Source organism: Kitasatospora sp. NPDC097643 (genome assembly GCF_040302625.1).
In the GTDB taxonomy this organism is placed as follows: Bacteria; Actinomycetota; Actinomycetes; order Streptomycetales; family Streptomycetaceae; genus Kitasatospora.
In genome coordinates this window covers 1-13,783 of the sequence record NZ_JBEOSA010000114.1, presented here as the reverse complement: position 1 = coordinate 13,783, position 13,783 = coordinate 1, and the positions used below count along the sequence as shown (strand labels likewise).

13 protein-coding genes are annotated in these 13,783 nt (G+C 75.0%); 5 read left to right on the top strand and 8 right to left on the bottom strand.

Translation table 11 applies throughout. The annotated features are described in order from the left end of the window. On the bottom strand, positions 1-581 hold a 581-nt coding region (locus ABTY15_RS38400), incomplete at its 3' end, for a DsbA family protein (protein WP_350606778.1). Positions 582-713: 132 nt separating this feature from the next. Beyond that, complete coding sequence (locus ABTY15_RS38395; RefSeq protein ID WP_350606777.1) at positions 714-1,388, bottom strand: hypothetical protein; 675 nt, start codon at positions 1,386-1,388, stop codon at positions 714-716. A gap of 191 nt (positions 1,389-1,579) precedes the next feature. On the opposite strand from ABTY15_RS38395, the gene ABTY15_RS38390 reads away from it, so the two are divergent. Next, entirely contained in the window at positions 1,580-2,470 is an 891-nt protein-coding gene (locus ABTY15_RS38390; protein WP_350606775.1) for a CHAD domain-containing protein, read from the top strand. An 86-nt stretch (positions 2,471-2,556) separates the two neighbouring features. On the opposite strand, the gene ABTY15_RS38385 is transcribed toward ABTY15_RS38390, so the two are convergent. Beyond that, a complete protein-coding gene (locus tag ABTY15_RS38385) occupies positions 2,557-3,333 on the bottom strand; it encodes a uracil-DNA glycosylase (protein ID WP_350606771.1) in 777 nt (258 codons plus the stop codon). Positions 3,334-3,539: 206 nt separating this feature from the next. Here ABTY15_RS38385 and ABTY15_RS38380 point away from each other — a divergent pair, with 206 nt between their 5' ends. Both ABTY15_RS38380 and ABTY15_RS38375 read left to right on the top strand, forming a co-directional pair. Further along, positions 3,540-4,529, top strand: coding sequence for an SPFH domain-containing protein (locus tag ABTY15_RS38380; RefSeq protein ID WP_350606767.1), 990 nt, complete (start codon positions 3,540-3,542; stop codon positions 4,527-4,529). Positions 4,530-4,607: 78 nt separating this feature from the next. After that, positions 4,608-5,060 carry a CBS domain-containing protein gene (locus ABTY15_RS38375; protein WP_350606764.1) on the top strand — a complete coding sequence of 151 codons (453 nt, stop codon included), beginning with the start codon at positions 4,608-4,610 and terminating at the stop codon, positions 5,058-5,060. Between the two features lie 30 nt (positions 5,061-5,090). Here the strand turns inward: ABTY15_RS38375 and ABTY15_RS38370 are convergent, their stop codons facing one another. Together ABTY15_RS38370 and ABTY15_RS38365 are read right to left on the bottom strand one after the other, a co-directional pair. Continuing rightward, entirely contained in the window at positions 5,091-5,504 is a 414-nt protein-coding gene (locus ABTY15_RS38370) for a PaaI family thioesterase (RefSeq protein ID WP_350606761.1), read from the bottom strand. 32 nt (positions 5,505-5,536) lie between these two features. Then, positions 5,537-8,461 carry an FAD-binding and (Fe-S)-binding domain-containing protein gene (locus ABTY15_RS38365; RefSeq protein WP_350606757.1) on the bottom strand — a complete coding sequence of 975 codons (2,925 nt, stop codon included), beginning with the start codon at positions 8,459-8,461 and terminating at the stop codon, positions 5,537-5,539. 122 nt (positions 8,462-8,583) lie between these two features. On the opposite strand from ABTY15_RS38365, the gene ABTY15_RS38360 reads away from it, so the two are divergent. After that, a complete protein-coding gene (locus ABTY15_RS38360) occupies positions 8,584-9,210 on the top strand; it encodes an HIT family protein (RefSeq protein ID WP_350606754.1) in 627 nt (208 codons plus the stop codon). Between the two features lie 31 nt (positions 9,211-9,241). Here ABTY15_RS38360 and ABTY15_RS38355 read toward each other — a convergent pair whose 3' ends face one another. The 3 genes from ABTY15_RS38355 to ABTY15_RS38345 all read right to left on the bottom strand — a co-directional run bounded on the left by ABTY15_RS38355 (position 9,242) and on the right by ABTY15_RS38345 (position 12,594). Continuing rightward, a complete protein-coding gene (locus ABTY15_RS38355; RefSeq protein WP_350606752.1) occupies positions 9,242-10,255 on the bottom strand; it encodes a glycosyltransferase family 2 protein in 1,014 nt (337 codons plus the stop codon). 197 nt (positions 10,256-10,452) lie between these two features. Further along, positions 10,453-11,157 carry an aggregation-promoting factor C-terminal-like domain-containing protein gene (locus ABTY15_RS38350; protein ID WP_350606748.1) on the bottom strand — a complete coding sequence of 235 codons (705 nt, stop codon included), beginning with the start codon at positions 11,155-11,157 and terminating at the stop codon, positions 10,453-10,455. 537 nt (positions 11,158-11,694) lie between these two features. After that, a complete protein-coding gene (locus ABTY15_RS38345; protein WP_350606745.1) occupies positions 11,695-12,594 on the bottom strand; it encodes an EI24 domain-containing protein in 900 nt (299 codons plus the stop codon). A 153-nt stretch (positions 12,595-12,747) separates the two neighbouring features. Between ABTY15_RS38345 and ABTY15_RS38340 the strand changes: the two genes are divergently transcribed. After that, entirely contained in the window at positions 12,748-13,557 is an 810-nt protein-coding gene (locus ABTY15_RS38340) for a serine protease (RefSeq protein ID WP_502893686.1), read from the top strand. Positions 13,558-13,783: the final 226 nt, after the last annotated feature.

The following is a 13,783-nucleotide window of genomic DNA, read 5'->3' as shown; positions in this document are numbered from 1 at the left end:
CCGTCCTCGCGCTCGTCGGGCTGGTTGGCGTACAGCACGTCGTGGAACTGCTTGAACTTGTCGACGCCCTCGTTCAGGGCGGCCCCGGCGGCGGCGAGCGCGGTGCGCGAACCCTTGCCGCCGAGGTTCTTGTCCAGGAAGGCGGCCAGGTGGAACTCCACCTTGATCGAGCCGTCCTCGGTCAGCTTCTTCACGGTCTGGCCGTTGACCGACTCGAACTGCTTGCAGACCGGGCAGCGGAAGTCCTCGTACACCGCCATGGTGTGCGGGGCGTCGGCCTTGCCGTAGGTGATCACCGTGCCGTCCGGGCCGGTCGCGTTCGCCGGGACGACCAGCTGCGTCGGCGCCGCACCGGCGGACACCGCGTCGCCCCGGCCGTCGGTGCCGTTCTTGTCCGCCGCGTTGATCGCCAGCGCCGTCCCGCCCGCGAGGGCGAGCACGACGACGGCGGACACCGCCACGACGATCCGCTGACGGCGCTTGGCGGCCAGCTCTTCGAGGCGCTGCGCCTCCTGGATCCGCTCACGGGCACTGATGCGCTGGGCCTGCTTGGACTGCTTGGTGCTGGGGGTCTGAGCCATGGGAAGTCAACTCCGGTACGCGGCGCGCGGGTGCGCGCGGGAGGCCGCACGGGGTGCGGCGGGGTCGGTGAACGCGGGAGTCGTGCGCACTGCCTGTGAACGTCCTCGGGAACGTCCTCGGGAGGAACGTCCTCAGCAGGCAGGCGCGAGAACCGGCGGACCACGCCGGGGCGCCGGGCTCAGCACCACGTCCTCGCGGCGCGGCCGCGCGCGGTCCGACACCGGCAGCGGCATCCGCAGCACCGGACGCGCCGGAGCCGGGAGCAGCAGCAGGACCAGCGCCCGCAGCGGGCGGGCCAGCGACTGGCGCAGCGCACGCAGCGCGCGGGCCAGGCCCGACAGGGCGGCGTCGCCCAGCCGCAGCCAGGTCGCGGCCGCCAGGGCGATCACCAGGTGCACCAGCAGCACCAGCAGCTGGGTCGCGGCCGGCGCCAACGGGCCGGAATGACCCAACGGCCCGGACAGCAGCGAACCGTCCACCGAACCGCCACCGCACACCAGCAGGTTCACGCCGCGCGCCGGCACGTGCTCGGACAGGATCGGCCCACAGCCGGCCTGGCCCAGGTTGAACGTCGTGTTGAGCAGCAGCTCGACCGGCACCATCACGGCCGAGATGTGCAGCAGCCGTCGCTCCCCGCCCGACAGCGCGGCCGCGACCAGGAAGACGACCGCGGTCGCCGCGGCCACCAGGTTGAACGGCAGCGGGCGACCCGTGATGACCACCTGGCCCAGCGCGGACAGCGGCACGGCGAGCGCGGTGAACACCGCGGCCCGCAGGGCCCTGGTCGCGTGGGTGGAGGTCGTCACGCCCCGGAGTATGCCACGACGCTTATACCCGGCACGAGGGCGCATCGGCATCGAGCGGGTGCGAGGGCTCCGCCGAAGGGCGGAGGTGGCCCGATCGGCCACCCGATTGACGTCGCGTCAATGCCGCGCCGAAGCGGCGGCGAGTAGCCTGGAAGGCGATTCCGGCGACCCCGACGAGGGGGTGGACGCACATGGCCCGGCCCGAGACCACCACGGTGGGGCAGGTCGTGCTGGCCCGCATCGAGGCGCAGGCGGACGTGCTAGCCGGCCTCGACGACGCTGTCCGGGCCGACGAACCCGACGCCGTCCACCGGATGCGGGTCGCCTGCCGGCGGCTGCGCAGCGCCCTGCGGACCTTCCGGCGGCTCTTCGCCACCGGGGCCACCGACGAACTCGTCGCCGAACTCCGCTGGCTCGGCGCCGCCCTCGGCCGCGCCCGCGACCGCGAGGTGCTCACCGAACGGTTCACCGGGCAGGCCCGTGAGCTGCCCGCCGTGTGCGGGCCGGAGCGGGTCGCGCGGGCACTGCAACGGTGGGGCGAGGCCGAGTACCGGCGGGTCTGGCCCGAGGTGGTCGCCGCCCTCGACAGCCCCCGCCGCCGCGCCCTCGCCGACGGCCTCACCGCCCTGCTCGCCGACCCGCCGCTGCGGGGCCGCGCCGAACGGCCCGCCGTCCCCGAACTCGCCCGGATCGCCGCCCGCGAACAGCGCCGCACCGGGGCGCGGGTCGAGGCCGCCGTCGCGGCCGAGTCCGCCCCGGCCGAGGAACGCGACCGCGCCCTGCACGAGGCCCGCAAGGCCGCCAAACGCGCCCGCTACGCCGGCGAGACCGCCGCCCCCGCGGTCGGCGCCGCCGCCGAGCGCTACGCCGAACGGATGAAGGCCGTCCAGGACGTGCTGGGCGAACACCAGGACGCCGTGGTCGCCGCCGCGGCCCTCACCACCCAGGCCACCCCCAGCGGCGAACCCTTCGCCTGCGGCGTCCTCTACGCCTGGCAACTCACCGCCGCCACCACCGCCCGCGCCCACCTCCCCGCCACCTGGAAGCGCGCGTCGAAGCGGAAGCTCGCCCGCTTCCGCTAGCCGGCACCGCGGCCGGGCCCAGCAACGGCCGCCGCCACCCGACCGCTCCGTCTGGGGGCCGGGCCGGGGTGGTCAGGCCGGGGTGGTCAGGCTGGGGTGGGGGTGAGACCGGCGGTGTGGGCGGCGGTGCGGAGGAGGGTGTGGAGCATGGGGGTGGTGAGGCGGCCGGTGTTGGTGTTGCGGGGGCTCACGTGGTAGCAGCCGTAGAGGTGGAGCGGGGGGCCGCCGTCGGTGGCGGGGAGGGTGACGTGGGCGGCGTGGCCGAAGGCGGGGCGGGGGCGGGGGACGAGCCAGCCGGCGTCGGCGAGGGCGGGGAGCAGGGCCTGCCAGGCGAAGCCGCCGAGGGCGACGACGGTGCGGACGGTGGGCCGCAGCAGCCGTAGTTCGCGGGTGATCCAGGGGCGGCAGGTGTCGCGTTCGGCGGTGGTGGGCTTGTTGTCGGGCGGGGCGCAGCGGACCGGGTCGGTGATCCGGACGCCGTGCAGTCGCAGGCCGTCGCCGTGGCGGACGGATTCGGGGCGGTTGGCGAGCCCGAGCTCGTACAGCGCGGCGTACAGCAGGTCGCCGGAGGGGTCGCCGGTGAAGATCCGGCCGGTGCGGTTGGCGCCGTGGGCGGCGGGGGCGAGGCCGACCAGGACGAGCGGGGCGTCGGGCGGGCCGAAGCCGGGGATGGGCCGGGCCCAGTAGTCCCAGTCCTGGTAGGCACGGCGCTTGGTGCGGGCGGTCTCCTCGCGCCACTCGACCAGCCGGGGGCAGGCCCGGCAGCCGGTGACCACGCGGTCCAGTGCGGTGAGGTCGGCGGCGCGGGCGGCGGCCTCGGCGGGGTGGCGGGGGTGGCCCGGGTCCTCGGCGGGGGACGGCATGCGCCCGATCCTAGGGCGTGCCACGGGTGTGCCCGAGGGCTACCGGGCCGAGGGCTACCGGGTGTGCCTGACGGCTACCGGGCGTGCCCGAGGTGTGCGACGGCCGCAGGCGGGCAGGCGTAGCGTGGAGTGAGGCGTCCGGCGGCCCCCGGGTTCGGCCGGGTCGGTGACGGCCGGAGCTCGCCGGCGCGCGCGAGGAGGCCGCGATGATCGTCGATGCGGTGCTGGGGGTCATCGGGGGGATGGCGGCGTTGGGGGCGGTCTGGGCGGCGCTGAGCGTGCGGGTGGTCCAGCAGTTCCAGAAGGGCGTGGTGTTCCGGTTCGGCCGGGTGCGTGACCAGGTGCGCGAGCCGGGGCTGGTGGCGCTGATGCCGATCGCGGACCGGCTGCGCAAGGTGAACGTGCAGATCGTGACGATGCCGATCCCGGCGCAGGAGGGCATCACCCGGGACAACGTGACCGTGCGGGTGGACGCGGTGGTGTACTTCCGGGTGGAGGACCCGGTGAAGGCGACCGTCAACGTGCAGGACTACAACTTCGCGATCTCGCAGGTCGCGCAGACCTCGCTGCGGTCGATCATCGGCAAGAGCGAGCTGGACGATCTGCTGGCGAACCGCGAACCGATCAACCAGGGGCTGGAGTTGATGATCGACAGTCCGGCGCTGGGCTGGGGCGTCCAGATCGACCGGGTGGAGATCAAGGACGTCGCGCTGCCGGAGTCGATGAAGCGCTCGATCGCCCGGCAGGCGGAGGCCGAGCGGGAGCGGCGCGCGCGGATCATCACGGCGGACGGCGAGTACCAGGCCTCGGCCCGGTTGTCGGAGGCGGCGGCGGTGATGAGCGCGACCCCCACGGCGCTCCAACTGCGGCTGTTGCAGACCGTGGTGGAGGTGGCGGCGGAGAAGAACTCGACGCTGGTGCTGCCGTTCCCGGTGGAACTGCTGCGCTTCCTGGAGAGCGCGACCGAGGTCCAGCAGCGGACGGTGCTGGCGGCCGCCGCGGCCGCGGCCGGGGCGAAGGTCGCCGAGCAGGCCGGTGCGGAGGCCGGCATCGAGGGCGGCGAGCCGGCGGAGGCCGAGCCCGACCGGGAGCCTGCGAAGCACGAAGTCCCGCCGCTGGAGGAGCTGTTGGAGCGCTCGCCGCTGGATCCGGTGGACCAGCCGGACGGCCGGGAGCAGCCGGGCCGGGCGGCCTGACCGGTGCCCGGTGGCGGCCGCCGCGGGCCCGGACCACGATGGACATCGGGGGTGGCAAGGCACGTCAGGAGGCGGACCATGGTCAAGGCCAGTGACATCATGCACCCGGGCGCGGAGTGCATCCGCGAGCACGAGACCCTCGCGGCCGCCGCCCGGATCATGCGGGAACGGGACGTGGGCGCGCTGCCCATCTGCGGCGAGAACGACAAGCTGCTGGGCATCGTGACCGACCGCGACATCGTGCTGCGCTGTGTCGCCGAGGGCCGGGACCCGGCCGGGGTGACGGCGGGCGAGCTGGCCCTGGGCCGGCCGATGACGGTGGAGGCGGACGAGGACGCCGAGCAGGTGCTGCGGGTCATGGAGCAGTACCAGGTGCGTCGGCTGCCGGTGATCAACCACCCGGAGCACAAGCTGGTCGGCATGATCAGCGAGGCGGACATCGCGCGCGGGCTGCCGCAGTCCAGGGTGGCCGAGTTCGTGTCGGCGGTCTGCGCGACGGAGCCGCCGAAGAAGGAGGCGATCGAGGCCTGAGGACGGCTGCCGCGGGAGGCCCGCCGCCCGTCACCCCAGCGCGTACACGGTGGTGGCGTGGGCGGCGGGTTCGTCGCTGCCCTCGGCGGTGAGGGCGATGTCCAGGAAGGCGATCCGCCGGCCGAGCTTGGTGATCCGGGCGTGCACCAGGACGTCCTGACCGGTGACGGCGCGCTGGAAGGTGGTGGACTGCTGGACGGTGGTCATCGGGCCGAAGCCGCCGCGCGCCGCCGACACCGCGATCACGCTCGCCGTGTCGGCCGCGGCCATCAGCGCCTGGCCGGACAATCCGCCGCCCTCCCGGGCGAGTTGACCGGACCAGGGTAGGCGCAGCACGGCGTGCCGCTCCCCGGTCTCGGCGACGGTCAGGCCGAGGGCCTGCACCCAGGGGGCGAAGTTGTCGGCCAGGATCTTGTCCGCCTCGGCGGTGGTGAGGGTGGTCATGGCGCCATTGTGGCAAGCACGGTGGCGCGTTGTCAGGAAGGTTCGGCGGGCAGCGCCCGGGCGATCAACTCGGCCAGGTGCAAGGCCGGTCGGCCCTGGGCGAGTTGGGCGATCTGGGTGCGGCAGCTGAAGCCGTCGGCGAGCACCACGGTGTCGGGGCCGGCGGCCCGGAGCTCGGGCAGCAGGACGCGTTCGGCGATCGCCTCGGAGACCTCGAAGTGGCCGCGCCGGAAGCCGAAGTCGCCGGCCAGGCCACAGCAGCCGGAGTCCAGCACCCGGTTGCGCAGGCCGATCCGGGCCTCGACCCGGCGGTCCGCGGCGGTGCCGAGCACGGCGTGCTGGTGGCAGTGGGTCTGGGTGACGGCGTCCAGCGGGACCTGCGGGAGCGCGGCGTCGGGCGCGTACTCGTCGAGGAACTCGGCGAAGGTGCGGGTGCGTTCGGCGAGCGGGCGGGCGTCGGCGCCGAGCAGGCGCGGGGCGTCCTCGCGCAGGGTGGCGGTGCAGCTCGGGTCGAGGCCGACCACCGGGGTCGCGGGCGGGAGCCCGTCGGCGGTGAGGGTGTGCAGGCTGCGCCGCAGCACCCGGCGGGCGGTGTCGAGCTGGCCGGTGGAGTACCGGGTGAGGCCGCAGCAGACCGGTCCGGACGGCAGCCGGACGTCGAAGCCGAGGTGTTCCAGGACCTGGACGGCGGAGCGCAGCACGTTCGGCTGGAGGTGGTCGGAGAAGGTGTCGGGCCAGAGCAGGACGGGCTGCGCGCCGGCCGGGGCGGGGTGGGCGGCGCGGTGGCGCCGGTACCAGCGGGTGAAGGTCTCCGGCGGGAGGACGGGCAGCACCCGGCGCGGGTCGATGCCGGCGAGCCGCTTGAGCAGCCCGGCGGCGGGGGAGCGGGCGAGGGTGTTGGCGGCGCCGGGGGCGTGGGCGGCGGCCCGCAGCCAGCGCGGCAGCGCGCCCATCGTGTAGTGCGCCGCCGGGCGCGGCCGGTGCCGGTAGTGCTGGTACAGGAACTCCGCCCGGTAGGTCGCCATGTCGACGTGGACCGGGCAGTCGCTCGCGCAGCCCTTGCATCCCAGGCAGAGGTCCAGCGCCTCCCGGACCTCGGCCGAGCGCCAGCCGTCCGCGATCGCTGCCTCGGTCTGGTGGCCGGGAGGTGCCTGCACCCCGCGCAGCAGCTCGGCGAGCAGTCGGGCCCGGCCGCGGGTGGAGTGCCGTTCCTCGCCGGTGGCCATGTAACTGGGGCACATCACCCCGGTGTTCGGGTCGACGCACTTGGCGACGCCGACGCAGCGGTGCACGGCCTTGGCGAGGCTGCCGCCGTCCTGGTCGTACGGGAGGGCGAGCGGCAGCGGGCGGCGCGGGGCGGTGACGAAGCGCAGGTCGGCGTCGAGCGGGCGCGGGTCGACCAGGGCGCCCGGGTTGAGCAGGTTGTCCGGGTCCCAGATCCGCTTGAACTCGCCGAACAGGGCGATGACTTCGGGCGGGTACATGCGGGGCAGCAGTTCGGACCGGGCCTGGCCGTCGCCGTGCTCGCCGGAGAGCGAACCGCCGTACGAGACCACCAGATCGGCCGCCTGCTCCAGGAACTCCCGGAAGACCAGCACCCCTTGGGGCTCGTCGAGCGGGAAGTCGATCCGCAGGTGCACGCAGCCGTCGCCGAAGTGTCCGTACGGAACGCCGTGCAGGCTGTGCCGGCGCAGCAGGGCGCGCAGGTCCCGCAGGTAGTCGCCGAGGCGTTCGGGCGGGACGGCGGAGTCCTCCCAGCCGGGCCAGGCCTCGGCGCCGCCGGGCAGCCGGGTGACGATGCCCGCGCCGGCCTCGCGGACGGCCCAGAGCTGGCGCTGCTCGGCCGGGTCGGTGACCAGGGCGACGGTTGCCGAGCGTTCGCGCCGCACCGCGTCGGCCAGTCGGCGGGCGGCCTGGTAGGCCTCCCGCGGGCTCGCTCCGCCGGTCTCCAGGAACAGCCAGCAGGCACCCCCGGGCAGCCGGTCCAGCGCGCGGGGCCGGGGTGCGGCGGCGAGCAGCGCGGCGATCAGATCGGCGGCCATGCCCTCGCAGGTGAGCGGGCGGTACGGGAGCAGCGCGGGGACGGCGTCGGCGGCGGCGCCCTCGTCGGGGTAGCCGGCGATCACCAGGGCGCGGGCGGCCGGCTCCTCGACCAGCCGGACGGTGGCGCCGAGCAGCAGCGCGCAGGTGCCCTCGGTGCCGGTGAGCGCGCGGGCCAGGTGGTGGCCGTGCTCGGGCAGCAGCGCGTCCAGCGGGTAGCCGGAGGTGCGGCGGGGCAGCACGGGCAGGCCCTGGCGGATGGTGGCGAGGTTGCGGTCGGTGAACTCCTGGAGCCGACGGTGGAGTTCGCCGACCCGCCCGGGCAGGGCGCGCAGCGCGGCGCGGCCGTCCGGGGTGAGCGGGCCGCCGACGCTCAGCTCGGTGCCGTCGGCGAGCAGCAGCTCCAACTGCTCGACGTTGTCGGCGGTGCGGCCCCAGGCGAGCGAGTGCGAGCCGCAGGAGTCGTTGCCGATCATGCCGCCGAGCGTGCAGCGGCTGTGCGTGGACGGGTCGGGCCCGAAGCGCAGCCCGTGCGGCCGGGCGGCGCGCTGGAGGTCGTCCAGGACGACGCCCGGCTCGACCCGGGCGGTGCGGGCCTGCGGATCGACGTCGAGCACCGCGCCGAGGTGGCGGCGGAAGTCCAGCACGACCGCGCCGGGGCCGATCGCCTGCCCGCCGATGCTGGTCCCGGCGCCGCGCGCCACCACCGGCACGCCGTACCGGCGGCAGAGCGCGAGCGCGGTGCGCACGTCGTCCAGGTCGGCGGGCTTGACCACGCCGAGCGGCAGGTGGCGGTAGTTGGAGGCGTCGTGGCTGTAGACGGTGCGCTCGGCGGCGCCGAAGCGGACCTCGCCGCGCAGCACGGCGGCCAGCTCGCGGGCCAACTCGGCCCCGGGGACGGCGGACGGACGGCTCACCAGGGACCTCCCGGGCGGTGGCGACGACGGCTCCGGCCGATCATGGCAGCCGGGCGCCGCGAGCGGTACGGGCCACCCCGGGGGTACCGCCGACGGGGTGTCATCTGGCAGGCTCGGCTGTCATGATCACCGATTCCCCGGCCGGCGGGAACGCCGGACCGGACGACTACCTGGCCCGGCTGCCGATCGGCGAGCGACCGCCCTTCCCGGTGGACGGCGCCCCGTCCTGGGACATCTTCCCGTACGAGGGCGAGATGCAGGTCCGGGTGCTCCGGGCGCCCGAGCTGCCGGAGCCGCCGCGGCAGGGCGAGGACGGGCCGGAGAGCTGCAAGCAGTGCGCGCGCCCCGACGCCGACTTCCTGTGGACGGACGCGAACTGGCGGCTGAGCGCCGCCGGCACCGTCTCCGGCCTGCCGGCCGTCGTCCTGCTCCAGCCGCGTGCCCACCACGACCTGCTGGACCTGCCGGGGGAGCTGGCCGCGCAGCTCGGCCCGATGCTCCAGCGGGTGGAGCGGGCGCTGGTGTCGCTCGGCGGGATCGGCCGCGTCCACGTGAACCGGTGGGGCGACGGCGCCGCGCACCTGCACTTCTGGCTGATCGCCCGCCCGGAGGGGCTGATGCAGCTGCGCGGCTCGATGCTGCCGCTCTGGATGGACGTGCTGCCGCCGCTGCCCGCCGAGGTGTGGGCCGCCAACGGCCACCGGATCGCCGCGGCGATGGCGGCCGAGGGCGGCACCGCGCACGCCTGAGCCGGGCTGACGGCTGATGGGCTGGGGGGGATCAGGCGCGCTTGGACGCCCCGGTGAGGGTGCCGCGGGCGATGTGCGAGAGCTTGGCCACCTCGAACGCCGGGTACGCACCGCCGGCCAGCAGCGAGAACTTGATCCCCTCGCGTCCGCCCGGCCGGCGGTGGCCCGGCGGCTGGAAGCGGCGGTGGTGCTCGGCGGCCCGGTGGAAGAACTGCGGCCGCTCGGCGCGGCTGACGCAGCCGGCGAGGTCGAAGACGAACAGGTAGTGCCGGATCATCCGGACGAACAGCGCGTCCCGCACCGCGTACAGGTGCGGCTGGTCCTCCAGCAGCGCGAAGCTGCGCTCGTACTGCTCGAACAGGTCGAAGACGCTGCTTCCGGGCGCGCCGGCCGGGTGCACGGTCTCCCGGCGGCGCAGCTGCACGCACTCGCGGGCCAGTACGGCCACCTTGCGGGCGCCGAGCATCGCCGCGAGCACGACCGGGACCTCCTCGTACCGGCCGTCCGGGAACGCCAGCTTCAGCTCCTCGAAGTGCTCCCGGCGGATCAGGCGGTCCCAGACCAGCGGCGGCGCGCCGAACAGCGCGGGGCGGTCGAAGGGGGCGAACACCTCGGGGCCGGCCTCGGCGAGCAGCGCCTCGGCCCCGCCGGGCCAGTCGCGGCCGTTGTGCCGGCGGGAGTGCCCGAAGAGCAGCAGGTCCACCGGGCCGGCCTGGCGGAGCCGGTCGGCGAGGGTCTGGAGGGCGTCCCGGGGCAGCAGGTGGTCCGCGTCCAGGAAGAGCAGGTACTCGCCGGCCGCCCGCGTCGCGCCCGCGTTGCGGCTCACCCCGACCCCGACCGCCGCGTCCAGGCGCAGCACCGACACCTGCGGGTGGCGCGCCGCGTACGCGTCCGCGAGCTCGGCCGCGGCCTCGGGGGAGCGGTCGGCGACCACGATCACCTCGATGTCCCGGAAGGACTGGGCGAGCAGCGAGTCCAGGCATTCGGCGAGCTGTTTGTGCTGGTCGTAGGCGGGGAGCACGACGCTGATCAAGGGTGAGGGCATGACGCCGGAGCGTAGGAGCGCGCGCAAAAAGTGGCAAAGCGCTGACGGTGCGTAATTGCGGTCAATCCCCGCAAATCGTGCGACCGTGCGCCAGATCTTCACCTGGCGTGCCGGACGCGTCCACGACAGAAACCGGTTGTATACCAACGCGGCGGGCGCGACCGGTCGGTCGTGCCCGCCGCATCGGCTCGGGTTTCCTAGTACCAGTGGTGCGCCTGCCAGAACGACCAGGCGGCGCAGGGGCTGCCGTAGCGGCTGTTCATGTAGTTCAGGCCCCACTTGATCTGGGTGGCCGGGTTGGTGCGCCAGTCGGCGCCGGCGGAGGCCATCTTGGAACCGGGCAGCGCCTGGACCAGACCGTACGCGCCCGAGGAGGCGTTGACGGCGAGCGGGTTCCAGCTGCTCTCGTGGAACACGATGTTGCTGAAGCACTGCAGCTGGCCGGCCGGGACGATCTGCGCGGCGATCTGCTGCGGGGTGCCGGAGAAGACCGTCGGGCTGTTGAGGTTCTGGCGCTGCTGCGAGCGGGAGGCGGCGGCCTGGGCGTCGGCCTTGGCCTTGGCGTCCGCCTGGGCCTTCGCCTCGGCCTCGGCCTGCGCCTGGGCGGCGGCCTGGGCCTGCGCCTGCGCCTGGGCGGCCGCGGCGGCGTCCGCCTGGGCCTGGTCGGGCTGGGCCTGGGGCGCCTGCGCCTGGGGCTGCGCCTGGGCGGCAGCGGCAGCGGTGTCAGCCTGGGCCTGGTCGGTGACCGGCTTGCCGTCGACCGAGACGGCGGCCACGGGGGCGGCGGCCTCGGCGGTGTTCCCGGCCTGCGGGACGGCGAGGGCGGCCGTGGCGGCGCTCGCGACCACGAGGGTGGCGATGCCGGTGATCAGACTGTTGCGGCGGGCATGGCTGAGCTGCATGAAGCGGACGATCCTTTTCCGTCGGGGGCCGTGCCGGTGGCACTGGGCGCGGGCATCGCACGGGCGCCCGGGTGAGCGGGGCCCGCGCGGCCGTCCGGGACGGCCGTGGCGCCCCGGCGGAACTGGCGGGGCGGGCGGGCTGCGCGGCGGACGGGCCGGCCGCGCTGCCTGGCGACGGGCCATTCTTGGCAGGGCCGGGGACGGGTGGCAAAGGCGTCGGCTACGACGGTGGATAGTGGGTGCGCGGTGCTCGCGGCGGGGCACGCGAGGGGTTTCGTGGCGTTTTGTCCGATTTGCGAATATGTGGGCGCCGACCGGACCGCGCCGACGGAACGCGGGGGTGGGAGCGGCCGTGGCCTGCGTTCTTGCGGGCGGTCACGACGTCGCCGGACGGGGTGACCGCCCCGCCCGGACGGCCGGACGGCCTGCGGGCGGGGGGTGTCCACTATCGGGAGTCGTGGATGCGAAACCCCCTGTGGGCGGCCTCACATGTTTGACGGGCCGACTTCGGCGCAGGGTGACGGGCCGGTCACCGGTTCAGGGCGTCGCGTAGGGGTTGCCGGGGACGGGCCGCTGCTCGGACGCGTAGGAGCCGTAGGCGTCGTACGAGTCGTGGGGGTCGTGGGAGCCGTAGGAGGGGGTGGGGGTGTGGTGCGCGGGAGCGGGCTCCCGCTCTCCTCCTGCTGCTTCCTCCGTCGGCTCGGCCGGGACGAGGTCACGCGCCAGCAGGGTGGCGCCCGCGACGGCGCCCGGCATGGCGAGGACGGTCACCAGCGGGATGAGGAAGGCCAGCACCAGCGGCGTGCCGAACCCGAGCGCCAGCCCGAGCCGGGCGCGCAGCAGCCGGATCCGCTCCGGTTGCGGCACCCCGCGCCGCTGGAGGGCCACCGCCGTCAGCTCGACGGTCAGGAAGAAGCCGGACACCAGGAAGCCGAGCGCCGGGACGACCGTCTGCCCGACCACCGGGATGAACCCGCAGGCGAACAGGACGATCCCGAAGCCCGCCACCCGTACCAGCACGTACACGCTGTCGCGCAGCGAGACCAGCAGTTCGTACCAGAGCGGCGACTGCGGCGGGGTCGGCGCGCCACCCTCGCTCTCGTCGACCTTGGCGCACAGCGCCTCGTAGAAGGGCTGGCCGACCAGCAGTGTCACGGCGGTGAAGGTGAGCAGCGCCAGCAGCAGGCCGCCGCCGAAGATGACGGCCGCGAGGGTGTCGCGCAGCAGGGCCTGCCAGGGCGAGCCCCAGTGGTCGGCGAACGGGGTGGCCCAGCCGGCGAGCGACGTCGACCAGCCGCCGAGGAAGGCCAGCGCGACCACGTACCCGATCAGGGCGATCAGGGCGGGCAGTATCCCGAACCCCCACCAGCGCCCGTGCCGCCCCACCCAGGCCTGGCCCCTGATCAGGTACTTCATCCCCGCCGCAAGATCTCGCATGGGTGATCACCTTAGGGCCTGTTCCGGGAGGCCTCGCCCGGAACGCTATCTTGCCGTGTTCCTGCCAAAGCGGACCGGCAAGGTCCGACCCCTCCTGCTGGGGTGTTCCCCGCTCCATGCTCAAGGCTCCCCGACCCTCCGTGGAGGAGCCCGATGAACCTGATGAAGCGTCAATTCGGCAGATTCACCGTCCTGTTGGCCGGGATGCTGCTCGGCGCCGGCGCGCTGGCGCCGGTGGCGAGCGCCGCGCCCGCGCCGTCGCCGTCCCCGTCGCCGAGCGTGGTCGGCGGCAGCCGGGCGGCCCAGGGCGAGTTCCCGTTCATGGTCCGGCTCTCGATGGGCTGCGGCGGCGCGCTCTACACCCCGCAGATCGTCCTCACCGCCGCCCACTGCGTCGACGGCAGCGGCGCCGACAGCAGCATCACGGCCACGCTCGGCGCGGTCGACCTGCGCAGCGGCAGCGCCGTCAAGGTGCGGTCCTCGTACGTCTACCAGGCGCCCGGCTTCACCGGCGCCGAGAACGGCAACGACTGGGCGCTGATCAAGCTGGCCTCGCCGGTCAACAGCAGCCTGGTGAGCACCCTGCCGATCACCGACTCCACCGCCTACGACAACGGCACCTTCACCATCGCCGGCTGGGGCGCCACGACCGAGGGCGGCGCGCAGCAGCGCTACCTGCGCAAGGCCACCGTGCCGTTCGTCGACGACGCCACCTGCGCGGGCGCCTACCCGGGCCTCAACACCGGGGCCTCGCTCTGCGCCGGCTACGTCGAGCAGGGCGGCGTCGACACCTGCCAGGGCGACTCCGGCGGGCCGATGTTCCGCAAGGACGCGGCCGGCCGCTGGCTCCAGGTGGGCATCGTCAGCTGGGGCGAGGGCTGCGCCCGGGCCGGCTACCCGGGCGTGTACACCAAGGTGAGCACCTACGCGGCCGACATCGCCGCGGCGGCGGCCACCCTCTGAGCCGACCGTCCGGCGTCATGGCCTGGCCGCCTGGCCGCCTGACCGTCCGAGCGTCCGAGCGCCCGGGGCCACGTGCCCCGGGCGCTCGGACGTTCGCGCCTGCGAGCGCCCGGCCGTGCGCACCCGGGGCGTGGGGTGACCAGCCGGTGGCCAGTGCGAGCAGGAGCAGCGCGCCGGCGGCGCGGCGCGCGGTCGTACGGGTGGTGCGGGTGGGGGCGGTCACTTG